The 19,107-nt window shown below is 64.2% G+C and carries 19 protein-coding genes; 9 read left to right on the top strand and 10 right to left on the bottom strand.

All coding sequences use genetic code 11. The annotated features are described in order from the left end of the window. Nucleotides 1–55 precede the first annotated feature (55 nt). From ACYPYD_RS02760 to ACYPYD_RS02750, 3 genes are read right to left on the bottom strand one after another with little or no spacing between them, the layout of a single operon-like run. Complete coding sequence (locus ACYPYD_RS02760; protein WP_459661991.1) at nucleotides 56–1,606, bottom strand: DHA2 family efflux MFS transporter permease subunit; 1,551 nt, start codon at nucleotides 1,604–1,606, stop codon at nucleotides 56–58. After that, entirely contained in the window at nucleotides 1,606–2,745 is a 1,140-nt protein-coding gene (locus tag ACYPYD_RS02755; RefSeq protein ID WP_459661990.1) for an HlyD family efflux transporter periplasmic adaptor subunit, read from the bottom strand. The genes ACYPYD_RS02760 and ACYPYD_RS02755 overlap by 1 nt, the downstream gene beginning before the upstream one ends. After that, nucleotides 2,738–4,192, bottom strand: a complete 1,455-nt coding sequence (locus tag ACYPYD_RS02750) for an efflux transporter outer membrane subunit (RefSeq protein WP_459661989.1) — start codon at nucleotides 4,190–4,192, stop codon at nucleotides 2,738–2,740. Before ACYPYD_RS02750 ends, ACYPYD_RS02755 begins: the two co-directional genes overlap by 8 nt. A 65-nt stretch (nucleotides 4,193–4,257) precedes the next feature. Here ACYPYD_RS02750 and ACYPYD_RS02745 point away from each other — a divergent pair, with 65 nt between their 5' ends. The 3 genes from ACYPYD_RS02745 to ACYPYD_RS02735 all read left to right on the top strand — a co-directional run bounded on the left by ACYPYD_RS02745 (nucleotide 4,258) and on the right by ACYPYD_RS02735 (nucleotide 6,807). Then, complete coding sequence (locus ACYPYD_RS02745) at nucleotides 4,258–4,875, top strand: TetR/AcrR family transcriptional regulator (RefSeq protein ID WP_459661988.1); 618 nt, start codon at nucleotides 4,258–4,260, stop codon at nucleotides 4,873–4,875. Nucleotides 4,876–5,119: 244 nt separating this feature from the next. Then, complete coding sequence (locus ACYPYD_RS02740) at nucleotides 5,120–5,635, top strand: nitroreductase/quinone reductase family protein (protein WP_036523506.1); 516 nt, start codon at nucleotides 5,120–5,122, stop codon at nucleotides 5,633–5,635. 8 nt (nucleotides 5,636–5,643) lie between these two features. After that, a complete protein-coding gene (locus ACYPYD_RS02735) occupies nucleotides 5,644–6,807 on the top strand; it encodes an FAS1-like dehydratase domain-containing protein (protein ID WP_036523503.1) in 1,164 nt (387 codons plus the stop codon). A 191-nt stretch (nucleotides 6,808–6,998) separates the two neighbouring features. Here ACYPYD_RS02735 and ACYPYD_RS02730 read toward each other — a convergent pair whose 3' ends face one another. Beyond that, the gene (locus ACYPYD_RS02730; RefSeq protein WP_459661987.1) at nucleotides 6,999–7,841 is read right to left on the bottom strand and encodes a PhzF family phenazine biosynthesis protein; all 843 of its coding nucleotides are present in this window, start codon (nucleotides 7,839–7,841) and stop codon (nucleotides 6,999–7,001) included. A 163-nt stretch (nucleotides 7,842–8,004) separates the two neighbouring features. Here ACYPYD_RS02730 and ACYPYD_RS02725 point away from each other — a divergent pair, with 163 nt between their 5' ends. The 6 genes from ACYPYD_RS02725 to ACYPYD_RS02700 all read left to right on the top strand — a co-directional run bounded on the left by ACYPYD_RS02725 (nucleotide 8,005) and on the right by ACYPYD_RS02700 (nucleotide 13,239). Continuing rightward, nucleotides 8,005–8,427, top strand: coding sequence for a glycine zipper 2TM domain-containing protein (locus tag ACYPYD_RS02725; protein ID WP_008833098.1), 423 nt, complete (start codon nucleotides 8,005–8,007; stop codon nucleotides 8,425–8,427). A gap of 232 nt (nucleotides 8,428–8,659) precedes the next feature. Next, on the top strand, nucleotides 8,660–8,986 hold the full coding sequence (locus ACYPYD_RS02720) for a glycine zipper 2TM domain-containing protein (RefSeq protein ID WP_008833099.1): 327 nt from the start codon (nucleotides 8,660–8,662) through the stop codon (nucleotides 8,984–8,986). A 289-nt stretch (nucleotides 8,987–9,275) separates the two neighbouring features. Next, nucleotides 9,276–10,013, top strand: coding sequence for an SDR family oxidoreductase (locus ACYPYD_RS02715; RefSeq protein WP_008833100.1), 738 nt, complete (start codon nucleotides 9,276–9,278; stop codon nucleotides 10,011–10,013). 64 nt (nucleotides 10,014–10,077) lie between these two features. Next, the gene (locus ACYPYD_RS02710) at nucleotides 10,078–11,325 is read left to right on the top strand and encodes a class I SAM-dependent methyltransferase (RefSeq protein WP_459661986.1); all 1,248 of its coding nucleotides are present in this window, start codon (nucleotides 10,078–10,080) and stop codon (nucleotides 11,323–11,325) included. A gap of 75 nt (nucleotides 11,326–11,400) precedes the next feature. Beyond that, nucleotides 11,401–12,621 carry an argininosuccinate synthase gene (locus ACYPYD_RS02705; RefSeq protein WP_459661985.1) on the top strand — a complete coding sequence of 407 codons (1,221 nt, stop codon included), beginning with the start codon at nucleotides 11,401–11,403 and terminating at the stop codon, nucleotides 12,619–12,621. A 156-nt stretch (nucleotides 12,622–12,777) separates the two neighbouring features. Next, entirely contained in the window at nucleotides 12,778–13,239 is a 462-nt protein-coding gene (locus ACYPYD_RS02700; RefSeq protein WP_459661984.1) for a septal ring lytic transglycosylase RlpA family protein, read from the top strand. Between the two features lie 73 nt (nucleotides 13,240–13,312). Here the strand turns inward: ACYPYD_RS02700 and ACYPYD_RS02695 are convergent, their stop codons facing one another. The 6 genes from ACYPYD_RS02695 to ACYPYD_RS02670 all read right to left on the bottom strand — a co-directional run bounded on the left by ACYPYD_RS02695 (nucleotide 13,313) and on the right by ACYPYD_RS02670 (nucleotide 18,934). After that, nucleotides 13,313–14,458 (bottom strand): hypothetical protein, encoded by a 1,146-nt coding sequence (locus ACYPYD_RS02695; RefSeq protein WP_459661983.1) that lies wholly within the window; start codon nucleotides 14,456–14,458, stop codon nucleotides 13,313–13,315. 78 nt (nucleotides 14,459–14,536) lie between these two features. After that, nucleotides 14,537–16,183, bottom strand: a complete 1,647-nt coding sequence (gene tnpC, locus ACYPYD_RS02690) for an IS66 family transposase (protein WP_459661982.1) — start codon at nucleotides 16,181–16,183, stop codon at nucleotides 14,537–14,539. A gap of 88 nt (nucleotides 16,184–16,271) precedes the next feature. After that, nucleotides 16,272–16,619, bottom strand: a complete 348-nt coding sequence (gene tnpB, locus ACYPYD_RS02685) for an IS66 family insertion sequence element accessory protein TnpB (RefSeq protein WP_069710093.1) — start codon at nucleotides 16,617–16,619, stop codon at nucleotides 16,272–16,274. After that, nucleotides 16,616–16,975 (bottom strand): IS66-like element accessory protein TnpA, encoded by a 360-nt coding sequence (gene tnpA, locus ACYPYD_RS02680; protein WP_459661981.1) that lies wholly within the window; start codon nucleotides 16,973–16,975, stop codon nucleotides 16,616–16,618. The genes tnpB and tnpA overlap by 4 nt, the downstream gene beginning before the upstream one ends. 307 nt (nucleotides 16,976–17,282) lie before the next feature. Beyond that, nucleotides 17,283–18,413 carry a hypothetical protein gene (locus ACYPYD_RS02675; protein WP_459661980.1) on the bottom strand — a complete coding sequence of 377 codons (1,131 nt, stop codon included), beginning with the start codon at nucleotides 18,411–18,413 and terminating at the stop codon, nucleotides 17,283–17,285. After that, nucleotides 18,410–18,934 (bottom strand): DUF4365 domain-containing protein, encoded by a 525-nt coding sequence (locus tag ACYPYD_RS02670; protein ID WP_459661979.1) that lies wholly within the window; start codon nucleotides 18,932–18,934, stop codon nucleotides 18,410–18,412. The genes ACYPYD_RS02675 and ACYPYD_RS02670 overlap by 4 nt, the downstream gene beginning before the upstream one ends. Between the last annotated feature and the right edge of the window lie 173 nt (nucleotides 18,935–19,107).

The raw sequence follows: 19,107 nt of genomic DNA, 5'->3' as shown, positions 1-19,107 counted from the left end.
CCCCCCGCGCCGGTGCCGCCTGTTTCGGGGGCGGCGACACCGGCTGTCTGGTAACTCAGTGCCCTGCGGCGGGCTTCACGTTCTTGGGCGGGCGCGGAGCCAGCCAGATGGTCATCGCGGCAAGGAACAGGGCGATGGCGCTGATCACGAACAGCTCGCCCGTGGCCACCGCGGTGCCCTGATTCTCGACCATCTGCGCGATCGCCACGCGCGCCTGCTCGGCACTGAAGCCCTGCTGCTGGAGCGCCTGCGAGGTCGCGTCCGCCCCGTTGAGCACGCCCGACAGGTCGGCGCTGCGCGAACGCGACATGTCGCTCCACACGGTGGTGATGATCGCCGTCGCCACCGCGCCTGCCAGGGTTCGCCCGAAGTTGGCGATACCGGCGGCCGAGGCGGTCTCGCGCGGCTGCACCGAACTGAGGCTGATGGTGGTGAGCGGCACGATCATCAGCGAGACGCCGACACCCTGCAGCAGCTGCGGGATGGCAATCGTCCAGAACGTGATGTCGGTAGACCATGTCATGCGCATCAGCGCGCAGACACCGATCCACGAGACGCCGATAAACACCAGCAGGCGCGGGTCGAACCGCTTCATCAGCGCCGGCACGAAGGGCGATGCGACCACCGCCAATACGCCCGAGAAGGCCATCGCCCGCCCCGCCTCCGTGGCGGTGTAACCCATCGAGGTCTGAAGCCACTGCGGGATGACCACGATCGAGGCGAAGTACGTACCGAAAGCGATCGTCAGCGAGGCCGTGGACGCAGAGAACCCTCGATAGCGGAACACGCTGAGGTTCACGATCGGGTGTTCCTCGGTCAGCTCCCATATCAGGAAGGCGATGAAGAACACGCCCGCGATGCACGCCAGCGCGACGATCTTGGTGGACGAGAACCAGTCCTCGTCGCGCCCGAGGTCGAGCATCATCTGGAACGCGCCGATGAAGATCACCATCAGCGCCAGCCCGATCTTGTCGATCGGCAGCTTCTGGGTCGGCGTTTCCTGTCCACGCAGCAGCACCGCCACGCCGAAGAAGATCAGCGCCACGATCGGCACGTTGATGAAGAAGATCCACTCCCACGACCAGTTGTCGGAGATGTAGCCGCCCAGGATCGGACCGGCGATCGGCGCGGTCACGACCGTCATCGCCCACATCGCCATCGCCTTGGGCTGCATCTCCTTGGGGAAGATCTTCAGCATCAGCGTCTGCGTCAGCGGCATCAGCGGCCCGCCGCAGAAGCCCTGCCCGAGACGGAAGATGACCAGTGCCGAGAGCGTCCCCGAAAGCCCGCACAGCGTCGAGAATATCCCGAAGCCGATCAGCGAGAACATGAACACCCGCAAGGCGCCGAAGCGGTTGGCGAGCCAGCCCGTCAACGGCACGCAGATCGCCTCGGCGACCGCGTAGGACGTGATGACCCAGGTGCCGCTCGACACCGAGACGGCAAGGCCGCCCGCGATGTGCGGCACCGAAACGTTGGCGATCGTGGTGTCGAGCACGACGATGAAGTTGGCCATGGCGAGCACGAAGCCCGCCAGGATCAGCTTGGCGCCGGTCAGCGGTGGTCCGCCTTCCTGCGCCGCTGCAGCCGGAGCGCCGCCGGCCATCAGTCGTTGTCCGTCAGGTCGATCTCGGCTTCCATCGACAGGCCGATGCGCAGCGGGTGCTCCTTCAGCTCCTTGGGATCGAGCTGGATGCGCACCGGCAGGCGCTGCACCACCTTGATCCAGTTGCCGGTCGCGTTCTGCGCCGGGATCAGCGAGAACGCCGCGCCGGTGCCGCCCGAGAAGCCGACGACCTTGCCGTGGTATTCGACCTTGCCGCCGTAGAAGTCGGAAGTCAGCGTAGCCTTCTGGCCCGAGCGGACCTTGCCGAGCTGGTCTTCCTTGAAGTTCGCGTCGACGTAGAGTTCACCCACCGGCACGACGGTCATCGCCGCCTGCCCGCTCTGGATGCGCTGGCCGACCTGGATGCTGCGCCGGGACACGACGCCGTCGATCGGCGCGCGCACGATGGTGCGTTCGAGGTCGAGCTTCGCCTGCTCCAGCTGAGCCTGCGCCTGCAGGATCTCCGGCGCGGTCTGCAGGGTCGTGCCCTTGGTGAGCGCGACGGCGGCCTCTTCCTGGCGGCGGGCGCTGCGGGCGTTTTCCTGCGCCTGCGCGACGGCCGCCTGGGCCTGCTGGTAGGATGCCCTGGCCGAGTCCAGCGCCTGGCGCGCGGTCGTCAGTTCCTCGTTGGACACCGCGCCGGTGCCCGAAAGGGCCGCACGGCGCTTGTAGTCTTCCTGGGTCTTGGTCAGCGTCGCCTGCGCGGAGGCGAGCCCGGCGCGCGCGGTGTTGATCTGCGCGTCGCTCGCCCCGGCGGCGGCGCCCAGCGCCGCGTTGTTGGCGATCGACTGGCCGTAACGGCGCTGCATCATCGCAAGGTTGGCTTCGGCCTGCTGGACCGCGATCTTCTGGTCGGAGTCCTCGATGCGGAACAGCAGCTGGCCCTTGCGCACCGGCTGCGTGTCGGTGACGAGCACCTCGACCACGCGGCCCGAAGTCAGCGGGGTGACCTGCGCGTTCTCACCGGCGACATAGGCATTGTCGGTCGAGACCGTGCGGCTGCCGATGAACTCCGCGTAGAGGAACCACAGGCCGCCGATCACGACGACTGCGCCGCCAAGGCCGAGCAGGAGGTTCTTGCGCTTGCTCTTGTCCACGACGGTGCTCGAACCGGCGTCGTTGGGGGTTTCGTCACTCATCGGGGGTGGCCTTCTTGGCTGAATCGTCTGCATATCCGCCGCCCAGGGCGCGCTTGAGCGCGACTTCGCTGGCGAGCGTGGCGAAGTGGGCGTCGACCGCGCCGAGGCGGGTGTCGAGCGCGGTGGTTTCGGCGCTGAGCACGTCGATATACGTGCTCAGACCGCCCTTGTAGCGCTGGAGCGCGAGGCCGTAGGCGGCGTTCGCCTCGGTCCGGGCTTCGAACGCGTGGCGCTCCTGCTCACCAGCCGAAGTGCGGGTGGAAAGCGCGTCGGCGACTTCCTGCAGAGCACCGATCACCGACTTGTTGTAGCTGGCGACCATTGTGTCGTAGCCGCCGCGTGCCAGGCGATAGCGACCCGAAAGCGCGCCGCCCTGGAAGATCGGCAGGCTCACCGCCGCACCCGCGCTGCCATAGTCCGAACCGCCGTCGAACAAGTGCGAGATGCCCAGCGAGCTGAGGCCGATGAGGCCGCTCAGCGAGATGTCGGGAAGGAACGACTTCTTCGCATACTCGACGCCCTTGTCGGCCGCCTGCACCAGCTTGCGCGACATGACGATGTCGGGGCGACGACCGGCGAGCGCGATGCCCGCATCGGCCGGCACCGGCGTCGCGGCGATGGTCGCGATGGACGGGGGGGTGAGCGTCAGGGTGCGATCGGGACCGGCGCCGAGCAGCGCGGCGAGCGCGTGGCGGCGCTTCTCGATCTGCTCGCGGTTGGCGGCGACGTCGATCCGTGCGCGGGCGGCTTCGGCGTTGGACTGGCGCAGCGGGCTCTGGTTGTCGAGGCCCTGCGTCACGCGCTGGCCGACCAGCTTGGCCGAACCTTCGCGCGCGGCCAGCGTCTCGTCGAGCACCTTCTGGCGTTCGAGCAGGCGGCCGAGGTCGAAGTAGGACGACACGACTTCCGAGGCGAGCACCAATTCGGCCTGCCGCTCGTCGGCGACGGCGGCCTCGGCAGCCGAAGTCGCGGCCGCAAGCAGTGCGCGGTTCTTGCCCCAGATGTCGAGGTTGAGGTTGGCGGACAAGGCAAGCATGCCATAGTCCTTCCAGCCCTTGGGCAGCGCGGCGACCGGGGTGCCGTTGTTGTAGCTCTGCTTCTCGACCGAGGCCGAGCCCTGCCCGCCGATGCTGGGCAGCAGCGCGGCACGCGAGGATTCTAGCGCGCCCTGCGCCTGGCGGATGCGGGCCAGCGCGGTGGCGACGTCGGGCGAACCCTTGATCGCCTCATCCACCAGACCGTCGAGCTGGGGATCGCCGTAAGCGGTCCACCAGCGCTCCTGCGGCCATTCGGCAGCGGTGCCCTGGATCGAGGCGGCGCTGTCGAGGGTCGACGGCGGGCGCAGCTCGGGACGTGGCCCAAGGTCGGGCGCACCGCACCCGGCGAGCGAACTGGAGGCGATCAGCAGCGCGGCCGTCGCGACTCGGGGGGAGAATTTTGTACTCATCGGTACGGTCCAAATCGTTTGCCGGCTTGTTTCTGTCAATAAAAAACTGTACTAGAGAGTACACCATGATGGAAAAGACCGGAATTTCAAAGCGCGAGGCGAACAAGGCCCGCAAACGCGCGGAGATCGTGCAGGTCGCCTCGGGCATGTTCCTCGAACAAGGTTACGCCGAGACGACGATGTCCGCGATCGCCGATACCGTGGGCGGATCGAAGGCGACCTTGTGGGCGCACTTCGCCTCGAAGGAAGAGCTGTTCACCGCCGTCGTCGACCTTCACGTCGAGGCGTTCGCGCGCGACGTGGAAGACGTGCTGACCGGGCAGACCTTCTCGGTCCCGGCGCTGCGCCGCGCGTGCCTGCGCTTCATCGACTGCCTGCTGCGCGACAATTCGGTCATGCTCTACCGCCTCGTAGTGAGCGAGGGCGAGCGGTTTCCCGAGATCAAGGAGACCTTCTACACGCGCGGCCCGGTCAAGCTGCGCTGCGCCATCGCCGACTTCTTCGCCACGCGCTTCGATGTCGATGAAGCGCAGCAGCTGACACAGCTCACGATGTCGGCGGTGACGGGCTATCGCACCGACGTGCTGCTGCGCCCCGACCCCGTCGGGCAGGCCCAGCACGAGGCCTTCGTCGACAACCTGCTCTCGCACAGCGTCTGGCCGCCGGAGAAGGACACGGCCTGAACGGCTGCCTGCATTCGTCATTGCGAGCATAGCGAAGCAATCAAGGGCGGCTCAAGACTGCCCTGGATTGCCGCGCGGCTTCGCCGCTCGCAATGACGATGCGGGGATAGCGGCGGCCATGGTGGCGGTCTTCCGGCCCCCTCCCCAACCGCCCCGGCGATTACTGCCCGGCGCCCCCATTCGGGGTTGGACGCAAGGCTCTCCCCTCCCCCATCCTCTCAGCTCGGGAGGAGAGGAGAAGCCCATGAGCGACGACACGTCGGCCGCGATCCGCGACACGCGCAAGGACTGGGTGGTCGAGCACCGCGACATGTACTTGTCCTCGGGCGGCGCACAGGGTCACATCATGGACATCACGCCCGTCGGCGGCCGCTCCTTCGCCACCCACTGCCTCGTCAAGTACGTCGGCCGCAAGAGCGGCAAGGTCTTCATCACGCCGCTTTGCTATGCCGACATCGGCGGCGAGGTCGTGATCTGCGCCTCCAAGGGCGGCGCCGACCATCACCCTGCCTGGTATCTCAACATCCGCGAGGCCGAGACGGTCGACTTCCAGATCGCCACGCAAGCCTTCCGCGCCACCTGGCGCGAACCCGAAGGGGCTGAGCGCGACAAGGTCTGGGCCTTCCTGACCGACTGCCACCCCTTTTACGCGACCTACCAGCAATCGACCGACCGCGTGATCCCGCTGGTCATGCTCAAGGCCATCGAACCGGTCCCCGTGTTCAAGGCCGAAGACGCCACCGGCATCAGGCAATTCTGAGAGAAAACATGAGCGACGACTTCGACTGTTCCGACATCGACAACCATCTCGGCAAGACGATGGACTTCTCGCCCTTGCGTGAGGCCATCGCACCCAACGACATCCGCCGCTGGGTCCATGCGATGCATTACCCCAACCTCGCCCACTTCGATCCCGGTCATGCCGAGGCGAGCGTATGGGGCCGCCTCGTCGCGCCGCAGAGCTTCGCCATCGCGACGGACGACGGCCACGGCGCCGCGCCCGCCTGCGTCGGCAAGATCGCAAACTCGCACCTCCTGTTCGGCGGCGACGAGTGGTGGTTCTACGGCCCGCGCATCGAGCCGGGCGACGTGATCACCAACACCCGCATACCGTTCGACTACACGGTCAAGCAGACCGGCTTCGGCCCCACCTGCTTCCAGCGCGGCGACAACAACTACTCCAACCAGAAGGGCGAGGAGATCGCCCGCCAGCGTTCCACCTCGATCCGCTACCGCGCGGCGGCGGGCGGCGACAACGTCAAGACCGACGACTTCGAGGAGCCCGAATGGACCGACGAAGCGCTGGAGGAGATGGAGGAGCGCCGCTTCGCCTGGGTCCGCATGCTCCATGACCTCGGCAACAAGGAACGCTGGTGGGACGACGTCGCGGTCGGCGACCAGTTGCCGGAGCGCGTCTTCGGCCCCCACTCCATCGCCAGCTTCGCGACCGAGTGGCGCGCCTATATCGTCAACACCTGGGGCACGCTCGACTTGCGCAAGCAGGACCTCGAAGGCCTCGGCTTCACGCGCGAGATGGCCGGGTACGAGAACGACCCCGACATGCTCAAGGTGAACCCGTTCCTCACCGACGGCGCCTATTACGGCCCCTCGCGCGGGCACCTGTTCGCCAAGTATGCCCGGCGCATCGGCATGCCGCGCGGCTACGGCTACGGCGCCTCGATGGGCTCGTGGGTGACCGACTACCTTTCGGGCTGGGCGGGGCAGCACGGCATGGTGGTGCACTCAGTCGCCAACTACCGCGGCCCTGCGCTGACCGGCGACGTGACGATCCAGACCGCCGAGGTCACCGAGAAGTCGGTGGACGCAGACGGCCGCCATCTCATCCACGTCAAGCACCTGATGAAGAACCAGAAGGGCACGACGATGTGTACCGGCTCGGCCGAGATCGCCCTGCCGAAGAAGGCGGGCTGACGCAGCAAGATGCCCTCTGGTCCCTTACCACTCGATCCGAGCGCACGAAGGGAAAACACATCGTCATCCCCGCGAAGGCGGGGACCCAACTGATGCCTGTGCAAGAGGCGCCGTCAGCAGATGGGTTCCCGCCTTCGCGGGAATGACGACTGGAGTGCGATGGCTTTACTCTGAATCGTCATTGCGAGCGATTACGCCAGGAACAGCGCCCCGCCCGTCGAAACCGTCTCCACGCGCCCTGCGATCCACACGTCACCGCTTTCATCCTGAGAGCAATAGACCAGCCCGTCCGCCCCGACCTTGCGGCCCTGCGCGGCGACATAGTTGCCCTCGGCCTGACCGCTCGCGAAAAGGTACTGCGCCACCGCCGCGTTGAGACTGCCGGTCACCGGGTCCTCGACCATCTTGCCTGCCGGATCGGCAAAGAACGCCCGCAACTCGAACTGCGCCGCACCACCCGGAGCGCACGGGCCCAGCAGCGCCACGTCGGTCCCCTTCGGCGCACGCGAGACGGGCTCCGCCGCCAGCACCGCCTCCGCCGAAGCAAGGTGCAGCAGCTTCCAGCCCGGCCCGTTGGCGGCATGGACCGCGGCGACGACTTGCGCCTCGTCTGTCCCGGTGAGGCGAAGCGTTTCCGCGCGGTCCTCGGCATCGAGCGGCCCCGACCGGATCAGCGGCGGCGCGCGGAACGCCAGCCGCTCGCCATCCCGGCGCACCTCGACGAGACCTATGCCACATTCCTGCACCACGCATCCGTCCTCCTTCGCCTTTCCTCCGGCGGCGAGCCACGCATGGGCACTACCCAGCGTCGGGTGCCCGGCGAAGGGCAGTTCGCCCGCCGGGTAGAATATACGCACCCGGTAATCGGCACCCGGGTCGGTCGGCGGCAGGAGAAAGGTCGTCTCCGAATAGCCCAGCCACTGCGTCAGCCGCAGCATCTGCGCGTCGCTCATCCCCTCACCGCCGCGCACGACCGCCAGAGGATTGCCACTGAGCGGGCCGGAGCCGAAGACGTCGATGAGATCGAGAAACATGGCATGCCTTTCGGAGCTAATTGCACTTTTGAACGTTTCGTCGCAGTCCGGGTCCATCTTGTCCCTTGCGCTCCCGACCTGCCCGGCGGTTCATCGCGCGTTGCGAAGTGCGGGTCCAGACCGATCGGGTTCTCGAACAGGAATTTTCGCAGGAGTTTGAACCATGAAGAAGTCCCTGCTGGCGATGGCTGCGTTCGCCGCCACCATCACTGCCCTGCCCGTCGCGCCGGTGCTTGGCGACCCGCCGCCCTGGGCGCCCGCGCACGGTCGCCGTGACCATGACCGGTACGACCGCAATGACCGTCACGATCGCTACGACCGCCGTGACATGTACGATTCGCGCGGCCGGTATCGTGAACCGCGCCGCCTTACCCGCAACGACCGTGTCTGGCGCGGCAATGACGGACGCTACTATTGCAAGCGCGACAACGGCACGACCGGCCTGATCATCGGCGCCGGCGTTGGCGCGCTGGCGGGGAACCAGATCGCCGGCCGTGGTGACAAGACCATCGGCACGATCCTGGGCGGCGTCCTCGGCGGAGCGCTGGGGCGCGAGATCGACAAGGGCGACATCCAGTGCCGCTGAACTGAGATTTCAGGCCCTGAGACGAGAAGCGCGCGGTCCGAAAAGGCCGCGCGCTTTCGCGTTGAGGTGGTATTTTTGTTTCCGAAAGAAACATTTCCCTCGCTTCATCGCTGTACCAGCGCAGTTCGTCACGGATTTCCAGCAGCGGCCGTTCGTTCATCTGACGTTGTGGATCAATGAACGAAAAGCCGCGTTACCAGATCATTCCCACGCTACGATGAGGGCACATATCATGCGTAAGACCATTCTCGCCGCCACTATGATGGCGCTCACCATTCCGGCGACCGTCGCTTTCACCGCTCCGGCAGAAGCGCGCGATCACCGTCGTTACCACAACGACCGCGGCGTCAAGTATTGGCGCGGCAACAACGGCCGCTACTACTGCAAGAAGTCGAACGGCACCACCGGCCTGCTGATCGGCGGCGTTGCCGGCGCCCTTGCCGGTCGTGCGATCGACACCCGCGGTGACCGCACTGTTGGCACCTTGCTCGGCGCTGCCGGCGGCGCCGTCCTGGGTCGCGAGATCGACCGTGGCGGCGACCGTCCGCGCTGCCGCTGATCCTTATCCCCGGTCCCTTGCGAAAGGCGCGTCGTCCGAAAGGCGGCGCGCCTTTTGCTTTGTCCGTGCCGTGGCCCTCCGCCGGTGCGATCGGTGCATCCCGGCTTTCCTACAGCGGCTGGCTATGCTCCAATGCCGCCATGTTTCAGCGACTTGCATTCATGACCGGCTCGTCTGTCCTCGCTACGGAAAGCCCCCTTCGGAGAGGCGGGAGTTTCTCTTCAGGACAGTGTAAACCGTGTAAACCTGATGTGTCACCTTGTGAGGCCGCGCAGTGAGCCGCCCCGCCATGCTGGTGACCGGCGGCGCCAAGCGGATCGGCGCGACCATCGCCCGCGCCTTCGGAGCGGCAGGCTGGCATGTCGTGATCCACTACGGCCGGTCGCGGGCGCAGGCCGAAGCGCTCGCGGCGAGCCTGCCCAGCGCCGAGATCGTCTCGTGCGACCTCGACGACTGGGATGAAGGCCCTGCCATGGTCGAGGCACTGGCTGCCCGTCTGAACGATTGGCGGGTGCTGGTGAACTGCGCGGGCGTCTTCGACCTCGACACCGCCGAAACGCTGGAACCGGATATCTTCACCGCCGCGATGCGGGTGAACGCTGCCACTCCCGCCCGACTGGGACAGACGTTCCTTGCCCATGCCCGCACCTCAGCCGGCAGACGCCTGATCCACGTCACCGACCAGAAGCTGCTCAATCCGAATCCGGATTTCTTCTCCTACACCATGAGCAAGCACGCGCTTTCCGCGACGATCCCGATGCTTTCCATGGCCCGGCGGGCAGAGGAAGACCGCGTCTACGGCATCGCGCCGGGCGCCATCCTCGCCAGCCACGACCAGAACGAGGCGGAAGCCGAAATCTCCCACCGTATGAACCTGCTGGGTCGCCGTGCGACGCCCGAAGACGTAGCGGGGGCAGCCCTGTTCCTTGCCGGAGGCTGGCTCGACAGCGGCCAGACGCTCTACGTCGATTCCGGACAGCACCTCCTGGCCCAGGAACGTGACGTGCTGTTTCTGGCGCGGGAGTAAGGATTGTGCATTTATCAACACAAGCCCCCTTGCATGCCGGTAATTACCCCCGCACAAACCCCTGATGGCACTCGGCATACTTGACCGCTTCCTCGAGCGCGGCGTCCGACAGGGCGTGCTCGAACTGGCCCGCCCCGACGGCTCCCTCCGTCGCTTTGGAACCCCCGCAGAAGGCTTTCCCCACGTCCGCATCCGCCTGACCGACAAGGGCGCCGAACGCCGTATCCTGCGCGATCCGCGCCTGGGCGCCGCCGAAGCCTTCATGGACGGTCAGCTCGAAGTCGAGCAGGGCGACATCATGGACCTCGTCTACCTGCTGCGCGCCAACGCGCGGTGGGACAAGGGCGGCGAACTGAAGGAACAGACCGCGTTCAAGAAGGTGATCGGCAAGGCCGTCACCCTCGTCGACGGCATCAACCGCGCGGCGAGCGCCAAGAAGAACATCGCCCACCACTACGACGTGGGCAACGACCTCTACAACCTGTTCCTCGACATCGAGCACATGCAGTATTCCTGCGCCTACTGGCCCAGCGACGACATCACGCTGGAGCAGGCGCAGACCGCCAAGCTCGCCCACATCGCCGCCAAGCTGGCAATCGAGCCGGGCCAGAAGGTGCTCGACATCGGCTGCGGCTGGGGCGGCATGGCGATCTATCTCGCCAAGCACTTCGACGTTTCGGTCAAGGGCATCACGCTCTCCGAGGAACAGCTGGTGCTGGCCCGCGAACGCGCCATCGAGGCCGGGGTATCAGGCCGCATCGACTTCGAGCTGATCGACTACCGCGACCTTGCCGCGCGCGGGGACAAGTTCGAGCGGATCGTCTCGGTCGGCATGTTCGAGCACGTCGGCCAGGCCCAGTTCGACCGCTTCTTCCGCGACTGCGCGACGATGCTGGACGACGAGGGCGTGATGCTGATGCACACCATCGGCCGCATGGGCGGGCCCGGCTCGACCGACGCCTTCACCCGCAAGTACATCTTCCCCGGCGGCTACATCCCGGCGCTGAGCGAGACGGTGGAGGCCAGCGAAAAGGTCCGCCTGATCGCCACCGACGTGGAGAACCTGCGCCTCCACTACGCCAAGACCCTGCGCGAATGGTACAAGCGCTGCGTCGCCAACAAGGAGGCCATCGTCAAGCTGCACGACGAGCGCTTCTACCGCATGTGGATTTTCTACCTCTCCGGCGCCACCGCCGCCTTCGAGAGCGGCGGCATGTGCAACTACCAGATCCAGTACACCCGTTCGCGCCACGCCCTGCCCCTCACCCGCGACTACATCGCGGAAGGAGAGAAAGTGCTGCTGGGCGCGTAAACGTTGCGAAGTTTGGGCGCACCTGCTAGCCGCGCGCCCAAACTTCCACCGCTCATGCCGCGAAAGCCCGTGCCCATGTCCGACAGCATCAAGAAGGTCGTCCTCGCCTACTCCGGCGGCCTCGACACCAGCGTCATCCTCAAGTGGCTCCAGGTCACCTACAACTGCGAGGTGGTGACCTTCACCGCCGACCTCGGCCAGGGTGAGGAACTCGAACCCGCCCGCGCCAAGGCCAAGCTGATGGGCCTGCCGGACGAGAACATCTACATCGACGATCTGCGCGAGGAATTCGTGCGCGACTTCGTCTTCCCGATGATGCGCGCCAATGCCCGCTACGAAGGCGATTACCTGCTGGGCACCTCGATCGCCCGCCCGCTGATCTCCAAGCGCCTGATCGAGATCGCCCACGAGACCGGCGCCGACGCTGTCGCCCACGGCGCCACCGGCAAGGGCAACGACCAGGTCCGCTTCGAACTCTCGGCCTATGCGCTCGACCCGAACATCAAGGTCATCGCCCCCTGGCGCGAGTGGGACCTGACCAGCCGCACCGCCCTCATCCAGTGGGCCGAACAGCACCAGATCCCCGTCCCCAAGGACAAGCGCGGCGAAAGCCCCTTCTCCACCGACGCCAACCTCCTGCACACCTCGTCCGAGGGCAAGGTGCTGGAAGACCCGTGGGAAGAGACCCCCGACTACGTCTATTCGCGCACCGTCAACCCGGAAGACGCGCCGGATGCGCCCGAATACATCACCATCGACTTCGAGAAGGGTGACGGCGTCGCCCTCAACGGCGTGGCGATGAGCCCGGCGACCCTGCTCACCCAGCTCAACGAACTGGGCCGCAAGCACGGCATCGGCCGCCTCGACCTCGTCGAGAACCGCTTCGTCGGCATGAAGTCGCGCGGCATGTACGAGACGCCGGGCGGCGAGATCTACGCCCGCGCCCACCGCGGCATCGAGCAGATCACGCTGGACCGCGGCGCCGCGCACCTCAAGGACGAGCTGATGCCGAAGTACGCGGAGCTTATCTACAACGGCTTCTGGTTCGCCCCCGAGCGCGAGATGCTGCAGGCCGCGATCGACCACAGCCAGGCCCGCGTCAACGGCACCGTGCGCCTCAAGCTCTACAAGGGCAGTGCCTCGGTCGTCGGCCGCAAGAGCGCCGACTCGCTCTACTCCGAACGCCACGTCACCTTCGAGGACGATGCCGGCGCCTACGACCAGAAGGATGCGGCGGGCTTCATCAAGCTCAACGCCCTTCGTCTGCGCCTGCTGGCCCAGCGCGACAGCCGCTAAGAGCTTTCCCGCAGGTTAACAGAGTCCGGCGGCCCGTTGCCAAAGCGCGACGGGCCGCTTTTGCCTATATGGCCTTCCGGGAACCGCACAGGTAGGACTCCCGCCATCGTCAACGACGAAGCGGGGTAAGTTTTGCAAGTTCGAGCCGTAAGCCTGATGGCGCTGTGCGCTGCCGTCGTCCTGCCCTTCGCAGGCCCCGCTCAGGCCGAAGCCCCGGTCGCTTCGCAAGCTCTCGTTCTTGCTCCTGTCGCTGGCGTCAACGCCGTCGCCGCCGCAGAAGTTCCCGCCGTCCTCACCGCACCCGAGGACGACATCCAGGTCACCCCCATCGCAGGCGGCATAGCCAGCTTCTACGGCCGCCACCTCAAGGGCGCCCGCACCGCCAGCGGCGAGCGTTACGCGCCCGACGGACTGACCGCCGCGCACCGCACCCTGCCCTTCGGCACGCAGGTACAGGTCACCAACCCGGCCAACGGCGAAATGGTCGTCGTCACCATCAACGATCGTGGGCCCTTCCACGGCAACCGCGTGATCGACCTGTCCGACGCCGCCGCCGACGAACTCGGCATCACCCGCATGGGCAGCGGCAAGGTCGAACTGGCCGTCCTCGGCAACTGAGGTTGGGTTTTTCTGCGGGGGCTTCGACAAGCTCAGCCTGAGCGGAATTGATAGCATCCATCACAATCCCCGCTCACCCTGAGCTTGTCGAAGGGTGGATAGCACCGCCGCCTGATCTGAAGGAAAAAGGTCGGCCGGCGCAGCTGGGAGGGGGTGGGGGAAGCGCCGCGCCGGCCTTCACACTCGATAACAGCGAAGCCGGACAAGCGTTCCCGGCCTCCGAACACTTTTGCCCAGCCGTGCTTCCCCATCGACGAAGCGCGAGCAGGTTTACACGGTTTACACGGTCCAGAGCCGCAACTCCGGCCCCGCCTTCCAGCGACTTGTACTCCATCGGCGCCGCGCCCTCCCCGCCCGAGAGCGCCCCGTCCACCCGGGCGAAAGCGCGCGCCTGCCAGCGATCCCACTGCGCACCGCTCTCGCGCAGGAAAGGCCCGCGCACCGGCGCCTCCGGATAGTCCGGCGCCTCCCCCGCGTCCTCGGCCGCGATCTCCCCCTCGTCCAGCGGCTGCACGTACCCGGCCGCGGCATCGATCGCATCCACCGCGTCGAGCCACGCCTCCCGCGCATCGCCGAACCGCGCCTCCCCCGCCGCCGCGACATAGTCCGCCCGCTCCGGAGGCAGCGCCGCGCCCTCCTCCATCCCCGGCACATCCGCGCAAGGCTCCTCCCCGGCGACGAGCGCCAGCACCTCGTCGAACCGCTCGGCCAGAGCCTCATGCCCCTCCCCCGCGACATCGAGCCGCGCCAGATGCGCCAGCAACAACCGCGAGTCATACCGCCGCCGCACCCCGACCAGTTCCCCCCGGAACCACACCGCCTCCTCCACCCCATCGAGCGCCCGCGTCGCCAGAACCTCTTCGACATGCCGCCGCGCCAGCACCAGAGCCGCCGTCCACGCATCCGCAAACACCGCATCGCGCCGCCGCAGCAGATAAGCCGAAGTCCGGCTCATCCCCACGAAAGCACACGCGGCCCGCACGTCGCCCTTCTGCGAGAGTTGGTCGAGGAACCGCACCTTGCGGTCGGCGTCCCACGCCGTGTGCGAGACATGGGGAGAAGGAGAAGAAAAGATGCGAGGGCCATCGCCCTCGCGCTCCCGGACCCTTTCCGTCGCGCCCGAGGCCGACGAAGCGCCCGCCTGCTCGCCCGGAATACCAATGTCGCGCGAGGCGAGAACCCACCCCCGCCCGAACCGAGGCGCCTGTTCCTCCCCCAACGGGGGAGGGGGAGCCTGACAAGACGGATGCGCAAGCGCATCGTACGCATCCGCTGGCTGGCGCGGAGCCGGCGGAGTTCAGGCGGCGAGTTCCTCGGCGACCTGCTGCTGAGCGGCCTTCCAATGCCAAGGGAGGAGTTCGTGAAGGCGGCTCTGGGGGATATCGGCGATCCGGGCGAGGACGTCGGTGAACCAGGCTAGCGGATCGACGTCGTTGAGACGCGCGGTGCCGAAGAGACTGAACATCATCGCAGCGCGCTGGCCGCCACGATCAGAGCCGACGAACAACCATGCTTTTCTGCCCCGAGCCACACTGCGCAACTGTCGCTCGGCGGCGTTGTTTGAGAGGCAGATCCGGCCATCGGCGAGGAAGGTGACGAAGCTGTCCCAGTCGTTCTGAAGGTAGGCGATGGCCTTGGCCACAGCATCGTGGCGAGACAGTTTGCTACGTGTCTCGCGCATCCAGGTCTCGAGTTCAGCAACGATGGGAGCGGACAGTTTCTGGCGAACGGCCAGGCGCTCGGCGGCAGGCTTGCCGTTGATGTCGCGCTCGATGGCAAAGAGCCGATCGATGATCTCGAGCGCCTCGGTCGCCAGCGGCGAGATAAGCGGCGCGGTGCCCTTCTTTTTGCGCTTGAGCTGCTGCCTGAGGTCGACCAGCTTGAAGAATTCCCTACGCGCATGAGCCCAACAATTTGCGCGCGTCATGGGCTTATCCGCCCAGCCTTCCTCGAACAGAGCATTGAAGCCGGCATACCTGTCGACCTGGAGAATACCGGTATAGCCTGCCAGGTGAGCGCGGGGATGTTCCCCCCTGCGGTCGCTCGAGTAATAGCATAGCGCCACCGGTGGAGCCGTACCGCCGAACGGGCGATCGTCGCGTACATAGTCCCATATTCGCGCCACGCTGGTCTTCAGTTTGGCCAGAAGCGGGACGGTGGTATCGTCGGCATGCAGGCGGTCTGCGGCGAGTCCGTGGGCTTCCAGCAGCAGGAACAGGGGCTTTACCGCCACACAGATCGCGCCGATCTGATCGCCAAGGGTCGAGAGGCTCAAGGGGATGCCTTCGGCCTCTAGCCTGTCCCGCTGGCTGTTCAGAGGTTGGTGCAGGCCGTACTTCTGGAAGGCGAGGTTTGCCAGGAAGTGCGGCCCGAACATTCCGCGCGGGGTTACGTGGAAGGGCGCGGGTGGCTGGCTGATCCTCTCGCACTGGCGGCAGGAGACCTTCTCGCGCACGGTCTGGATCACCTTGTGCCGGGCCGGAACGCGCTCGAGCGTTTCGGTGACCGCCGCAGGCAGATGGCTCAGATCGTCCGAGCCGCAGCACGGACAAAGGTCCGGCGCGGGGATGACGACCTGCTCGCGCGGAAGATCGGCGGGGAAGTCGCGGCGGGTGGATCGCTTGCGGGTGAACGCCTGGACTGTAGTGGTCTTGGCAGCAGCGATCTGGCCGAGCAGCTCGGCCTCGCTGGCATTGGCCTCCAGTTCCTCGAAGGTCAGCTCGAGTTGGTCGAGCAGGCGCCGGCTGCGCTCGGAGCGCACGCCATATTTCTCGCGGCGCATCTGCTCGTTCATCAGTTCGAGATGGGCGTTGCGAGCCCGCAGATCGGCGTTGATCGCCCAGACTTTGGCGGCCTCGGCCTCTGCTACCAGTGCCTGTTCACGCACCATGGCAAGTTCAGCGCGAAGCTGCACAAGTTCATCGGATGCGTCGCTGGAGACCATGCGCGGATTATAACCCGCAAGTCCTCAGGAACCCAGCATTTACAGCACTTTTGTGCCGGTCCTGCTGCTATTTTGACGCAGGCGGGAATCACCCGACCTGTGTCGGTCGCCAGGTTTCCTGGGGGTTGCGCCAATCTACGCCTTCCAGCAGGCAGGCCATCGCCGAGGCCGAGATCGCGATCGTCCCATCCTTTGCAGATGGCCAGACAAAACGCCCTCTTTCCAGGCGTTTTGAATATAACGACATCCCGAGGCCGTCATGCCACAAGATCTTGCACAGCGATCCACTTCGTCCCCTGAAGACGTATAGATCGCCGGCATGGACGTCCTTGTTCAGCGATTGCTGGACCTGCAGGGCCAGCGAGCGCATTCCCCGCCGCATGTCCGTATGCCCCAGCGCAAGCCACACCCTCACGCCGCCCGGGATCGGGATCATCGCGCCAGCACCTCCACGACTGCCGCAGCCATCGCGGGAGACGCCAAACTGAAGATACTCACCCGACGTCCATGGGAAAGGTCGACTACGATTACCGGCTGACCGGGAACAGGCGTCGCGGCCTTGTCCTCCAACACCACAGCTTCGACGAAACCATGGTCTTCCTGTCTGGCGGCAGCCGCCAGGCACAATTTGCGCCGCCAGGTATAGACCAACGCGGTGGAGACGTCGTGCCGTCGGGCAACCTGCGCGACGCACGCGCCCGGCGCAAAAGCCTCTTCCAGAATACGCCGTTGTTCCTCGGTACTCCAGCGTCGGCGGCGTTCAGGCCCGCCGAAAACCGTGATCCGTCCCACAAGCAGCGCTCCTAAGTTCGCAAATAACTGCGACCTTAAGACCGACCCATCATCCCTCCAGCAAGGCGCCGCTCAGCGGATGCGTACAGCGCATCCTTGGCCGAAGGATGGTAGAGGGGCACAGGGTGGAGGGGCACAGGCCGATCCCCCGCCCTACCGTCGACACCGAAGCTGCTGGAAAAGTCCGTCATCGTCCACCTCGCGCAAGAGGAAAGCCACGAAAGACCACGACGCAGCCAGGACAGGCGCGTCGTGGGGGACGGATTAGTTATCGTATGTGGGGGAGTGTAGGAAAGTTCTAGATGATTTACGCTAGCCTCGCTTTTGCACGCAACTGAAATCCATGCGGAGAATCTAACCTATACTTTCCATTATTATCTGAAATACTACCACTAACAACCACTTCAAGCATATCTTTTCTATGAAAAGCATCAAATAGAATATCACGATTATCTTTATCAAACGGGACTCGGATCGAATGAAATGCCCCATACACTTCGGCTTCAATGACTACATTTCCTGAATGCCGCTTTTTATGCTCAATCAACTGCGTGATTACGCCAGATACGGTGACGATCGACTTCTCATGAGCAGGAGTTAGGCGCCTTTCTACAGTCTTTAGAAGCTCTAAAGAATCATGAGTAAATCGCACTTCTTTAGAATACCGAGGACGCTTCTTATCGGGACGGACAGCCACAATTCCAATCTTCAGACTATCAACGACCTCGATCATCCTGGATAAGCCCTGCATGAAATTGGCGGTTATGCCATTCCCGATGAGCGCTCGATCTTCCATAGACGTGATATTACTCGCCACAGATTCCGCTGCTCGGAGGGCATTAGAGAAATTTTGAGCGATAGCCGATCCAATTCCAGCATTCTGACTTTGCTCCAGACCGAGTTCGTTCGGATCAACTCCGATAGGCATCAGCAAAGTTAGAACAAAGCTGCCTACTTCGGTTTGCCCCACCCGCACACGATCTAGGTATTTTTTTACCGCGTCTGGCCTGCGACCTCTTATTATTGGAACAAAATCACCAGTAATCGAAACTGTCGCGCTAGAATCAATCAATTTCATACCATTTTGCAAAAGATCAATTGCCGCATCAAAATTCAAAGTATGATCTTCATTGCCTTCGTTAGCATTAATTTTAACAACCTGATACTCGAAGTTCAAAACTTCACGGAGAACACTTTCCGGAGATATTTCTAAAAACTGCGCCAACTCCAACATGACATCATGGGCCCGCCGGGAAAAATCAACCAAAGAGCTACTTGTGGGTATAAGAATATTTTGCTCCCGCCCTCCATTTTTCCGGGAAAAGCGTGACAGATATTTCCCCCAAGGCTCTCGGAAGATAAAACCCTGACTAGCCGCAAAATTGGATAAACCAGCGACACTAATATTATGGCGAGATTGCGAATTCAACGTAATCATAGGCCACCATCATTCTGCTGGATCTTTTCCAGCCGCCGTTCCATCAATAGTCCTAACTGATCAGAATTAAATATTTGATTTTTTGGTATATCTACTCGGATTTTATTTCCGTTACTTGTCGCTGGCATTCCGTACAGACTGAGCCAATATGCACATTTGCGGAAAACCATCTGATCAGCCACCCCCTCCAGCCAATGATCAGGCAAATCATGCAAATCATGCAAATCAACAACAATCAATATCTGCGCATTAGCAACCTGAGTTGCCCTCAAATCGTTGTAATTTTTAACAGGGAGATCGAATTTCAAAACCTCTCCAGAATCAATTAGGTTTACCGTCGCTTTTAATTGCGCGTCGATTTGCACCGGCGATCCACTTATTGGAGAAATTGAAATGTCTCTTGAGGTCCTATCCACACTATAGGTTTGCACTTCACACCCCGCTCTCGCAGCGATGAGAGTGATTAGTCCAATCGACATTCTTTCTTTTATGTCATTCTCAGCGGTAGTGATCGCAGGCAAATGCCACCCCCTGACACAAGCGTTATCACCTACTAGCCATAAGCAACCTAACCCGGGTTATTCACGAGCCCGCCGCTCTGGTGTGTCCCGAGTTTGATCGGTGTTTGGCGGCTTGACTTGGGCGAGCGCTGGCGCCGGTGTTTTCCACCGCGTCAGGAGCAATGGGCTTTTCG

Source organism: Novosphingobium sp. 11B (assembly GCF_054589055.1).
Note: the sequence above shows the minus strand (reverse complement) of the source record. Positions and strands in the feature narration are given on the sequence as shown.

Bases quoted from the DNA above. Each gene is read 5' to 3' on its own strand.
- ACYPYD_RS02760 (WP_459661991.1), bottom strand. From the start codon at position 1,606: ATGGCCGGCGGCGCTCCGGCTGCAGCGGCGCAGGAAGGCGGACCACCG.
- ACYPYD_RS02755 (WP_459661990.1), bottom strand. From the start codon at position 2,745: ATGAGTGACGAAACCCCCAACGACGCCGGTTCGAGCACCGTCGTGGAC.
- ACYPYD_RS02750 (WP_459661989.1), bottom strand. From the start codon at position 4,192: ATGAGTACAAAATTCTCCCCCCGAGTCGCGACGGCCGCGCTGCTGATC.
- ACYPYD_RS02745 (WP_459661988.1), top strand. From the start codon at position 4,258: ATGATGGAAAAGACCGGAATTTCAAAGCGCGAGGCGAACAAGGCCCGC.
- ACYPYD_RS02740 (WP_036523506.1), top strand. From the start codon at position 5,120: ATGAGCGACGACACGTCGGCCGCGATCCGCGACACGCGCAAGGACTGG.
- ACYPYD_RS02735 (WP_036523503.1), top strand. From the start codon at position 5,644: ATGAGCGACGACTTCGACTGTTCCGACATCGACAACCATCTCGGCAAG.
- ACYPYD_RS02730 (WP_459661987.1), bottom strand. From the start codon at position 7,841: ATGTTTCTCGATCTCATCGACGTCTTCGGCTCCGGCCCGCTCAGTGGC.
- ACYPYD_RS02725 (WP_008833098.1), top strand. From the start codon at position 8,005: ATGAAGAAGTCCCTGCTGGCGATGGCTGCGTTCGCCGCCACCATCACT.
- ACYPYD_RS02720 (WP_008833099.1), top strand. From the start codon at position 8,660: ATGCGTAAGACCATTCTCGCCGCCACTATGATGGCGCTCACCATTCCG.
- ACYPYD_RS02715 (WP_008833100.1), top strand. From the start codon at position 9,276: ATGCTGGTGACCGGCGGCGCCAAGCGGATCGGCGCGACCATCGCCCGC.
- ACYPYD_RS02710 (WP_459661986.1), top strand. From the start codon at position 10,078: ATGGCACTCGGCATACTTGACCGCTTCCTCGAGCGCGGCGTCCGACAG.
- ACYPYD_RS02705 (WP_459661985.1), top strand. From the start codon at position 11,401: ATGTCCGACAGCATCAAGAAGGTCGTCCTCGCCTACTCCGGCGGCCTC.
- ACYPYD_RS02700 (WP_459661984.1), top strand. From the start codon at position 12,778: ATGGCGCTGTGCGCTGCCGTCGTCCTGCCCTTCGCAGGCCCCGCTCAG.
- tnpC (WP_459661982.1), bottom strand. From the start codon at position 16,183: ATGGTCTCCAGCGACGCATCCGATGAACTTGTGCAGCTTCGCGCTGAA.
- tnpB (WP_069710093.1), bottom strand. From the start codon at position 16,619: ATGATCCCGATCCCGGGCGGCGTGAGGGTGTGGCTTGCGCTGGGGCAT.
- ACYPYD_RS02675 (WP_459661980.1), bottom strand. From the start codon at position 18,413: ATGATTACGTTGAATTCGCAATCTCGCCATAATATTAGTGTCGCTGGT.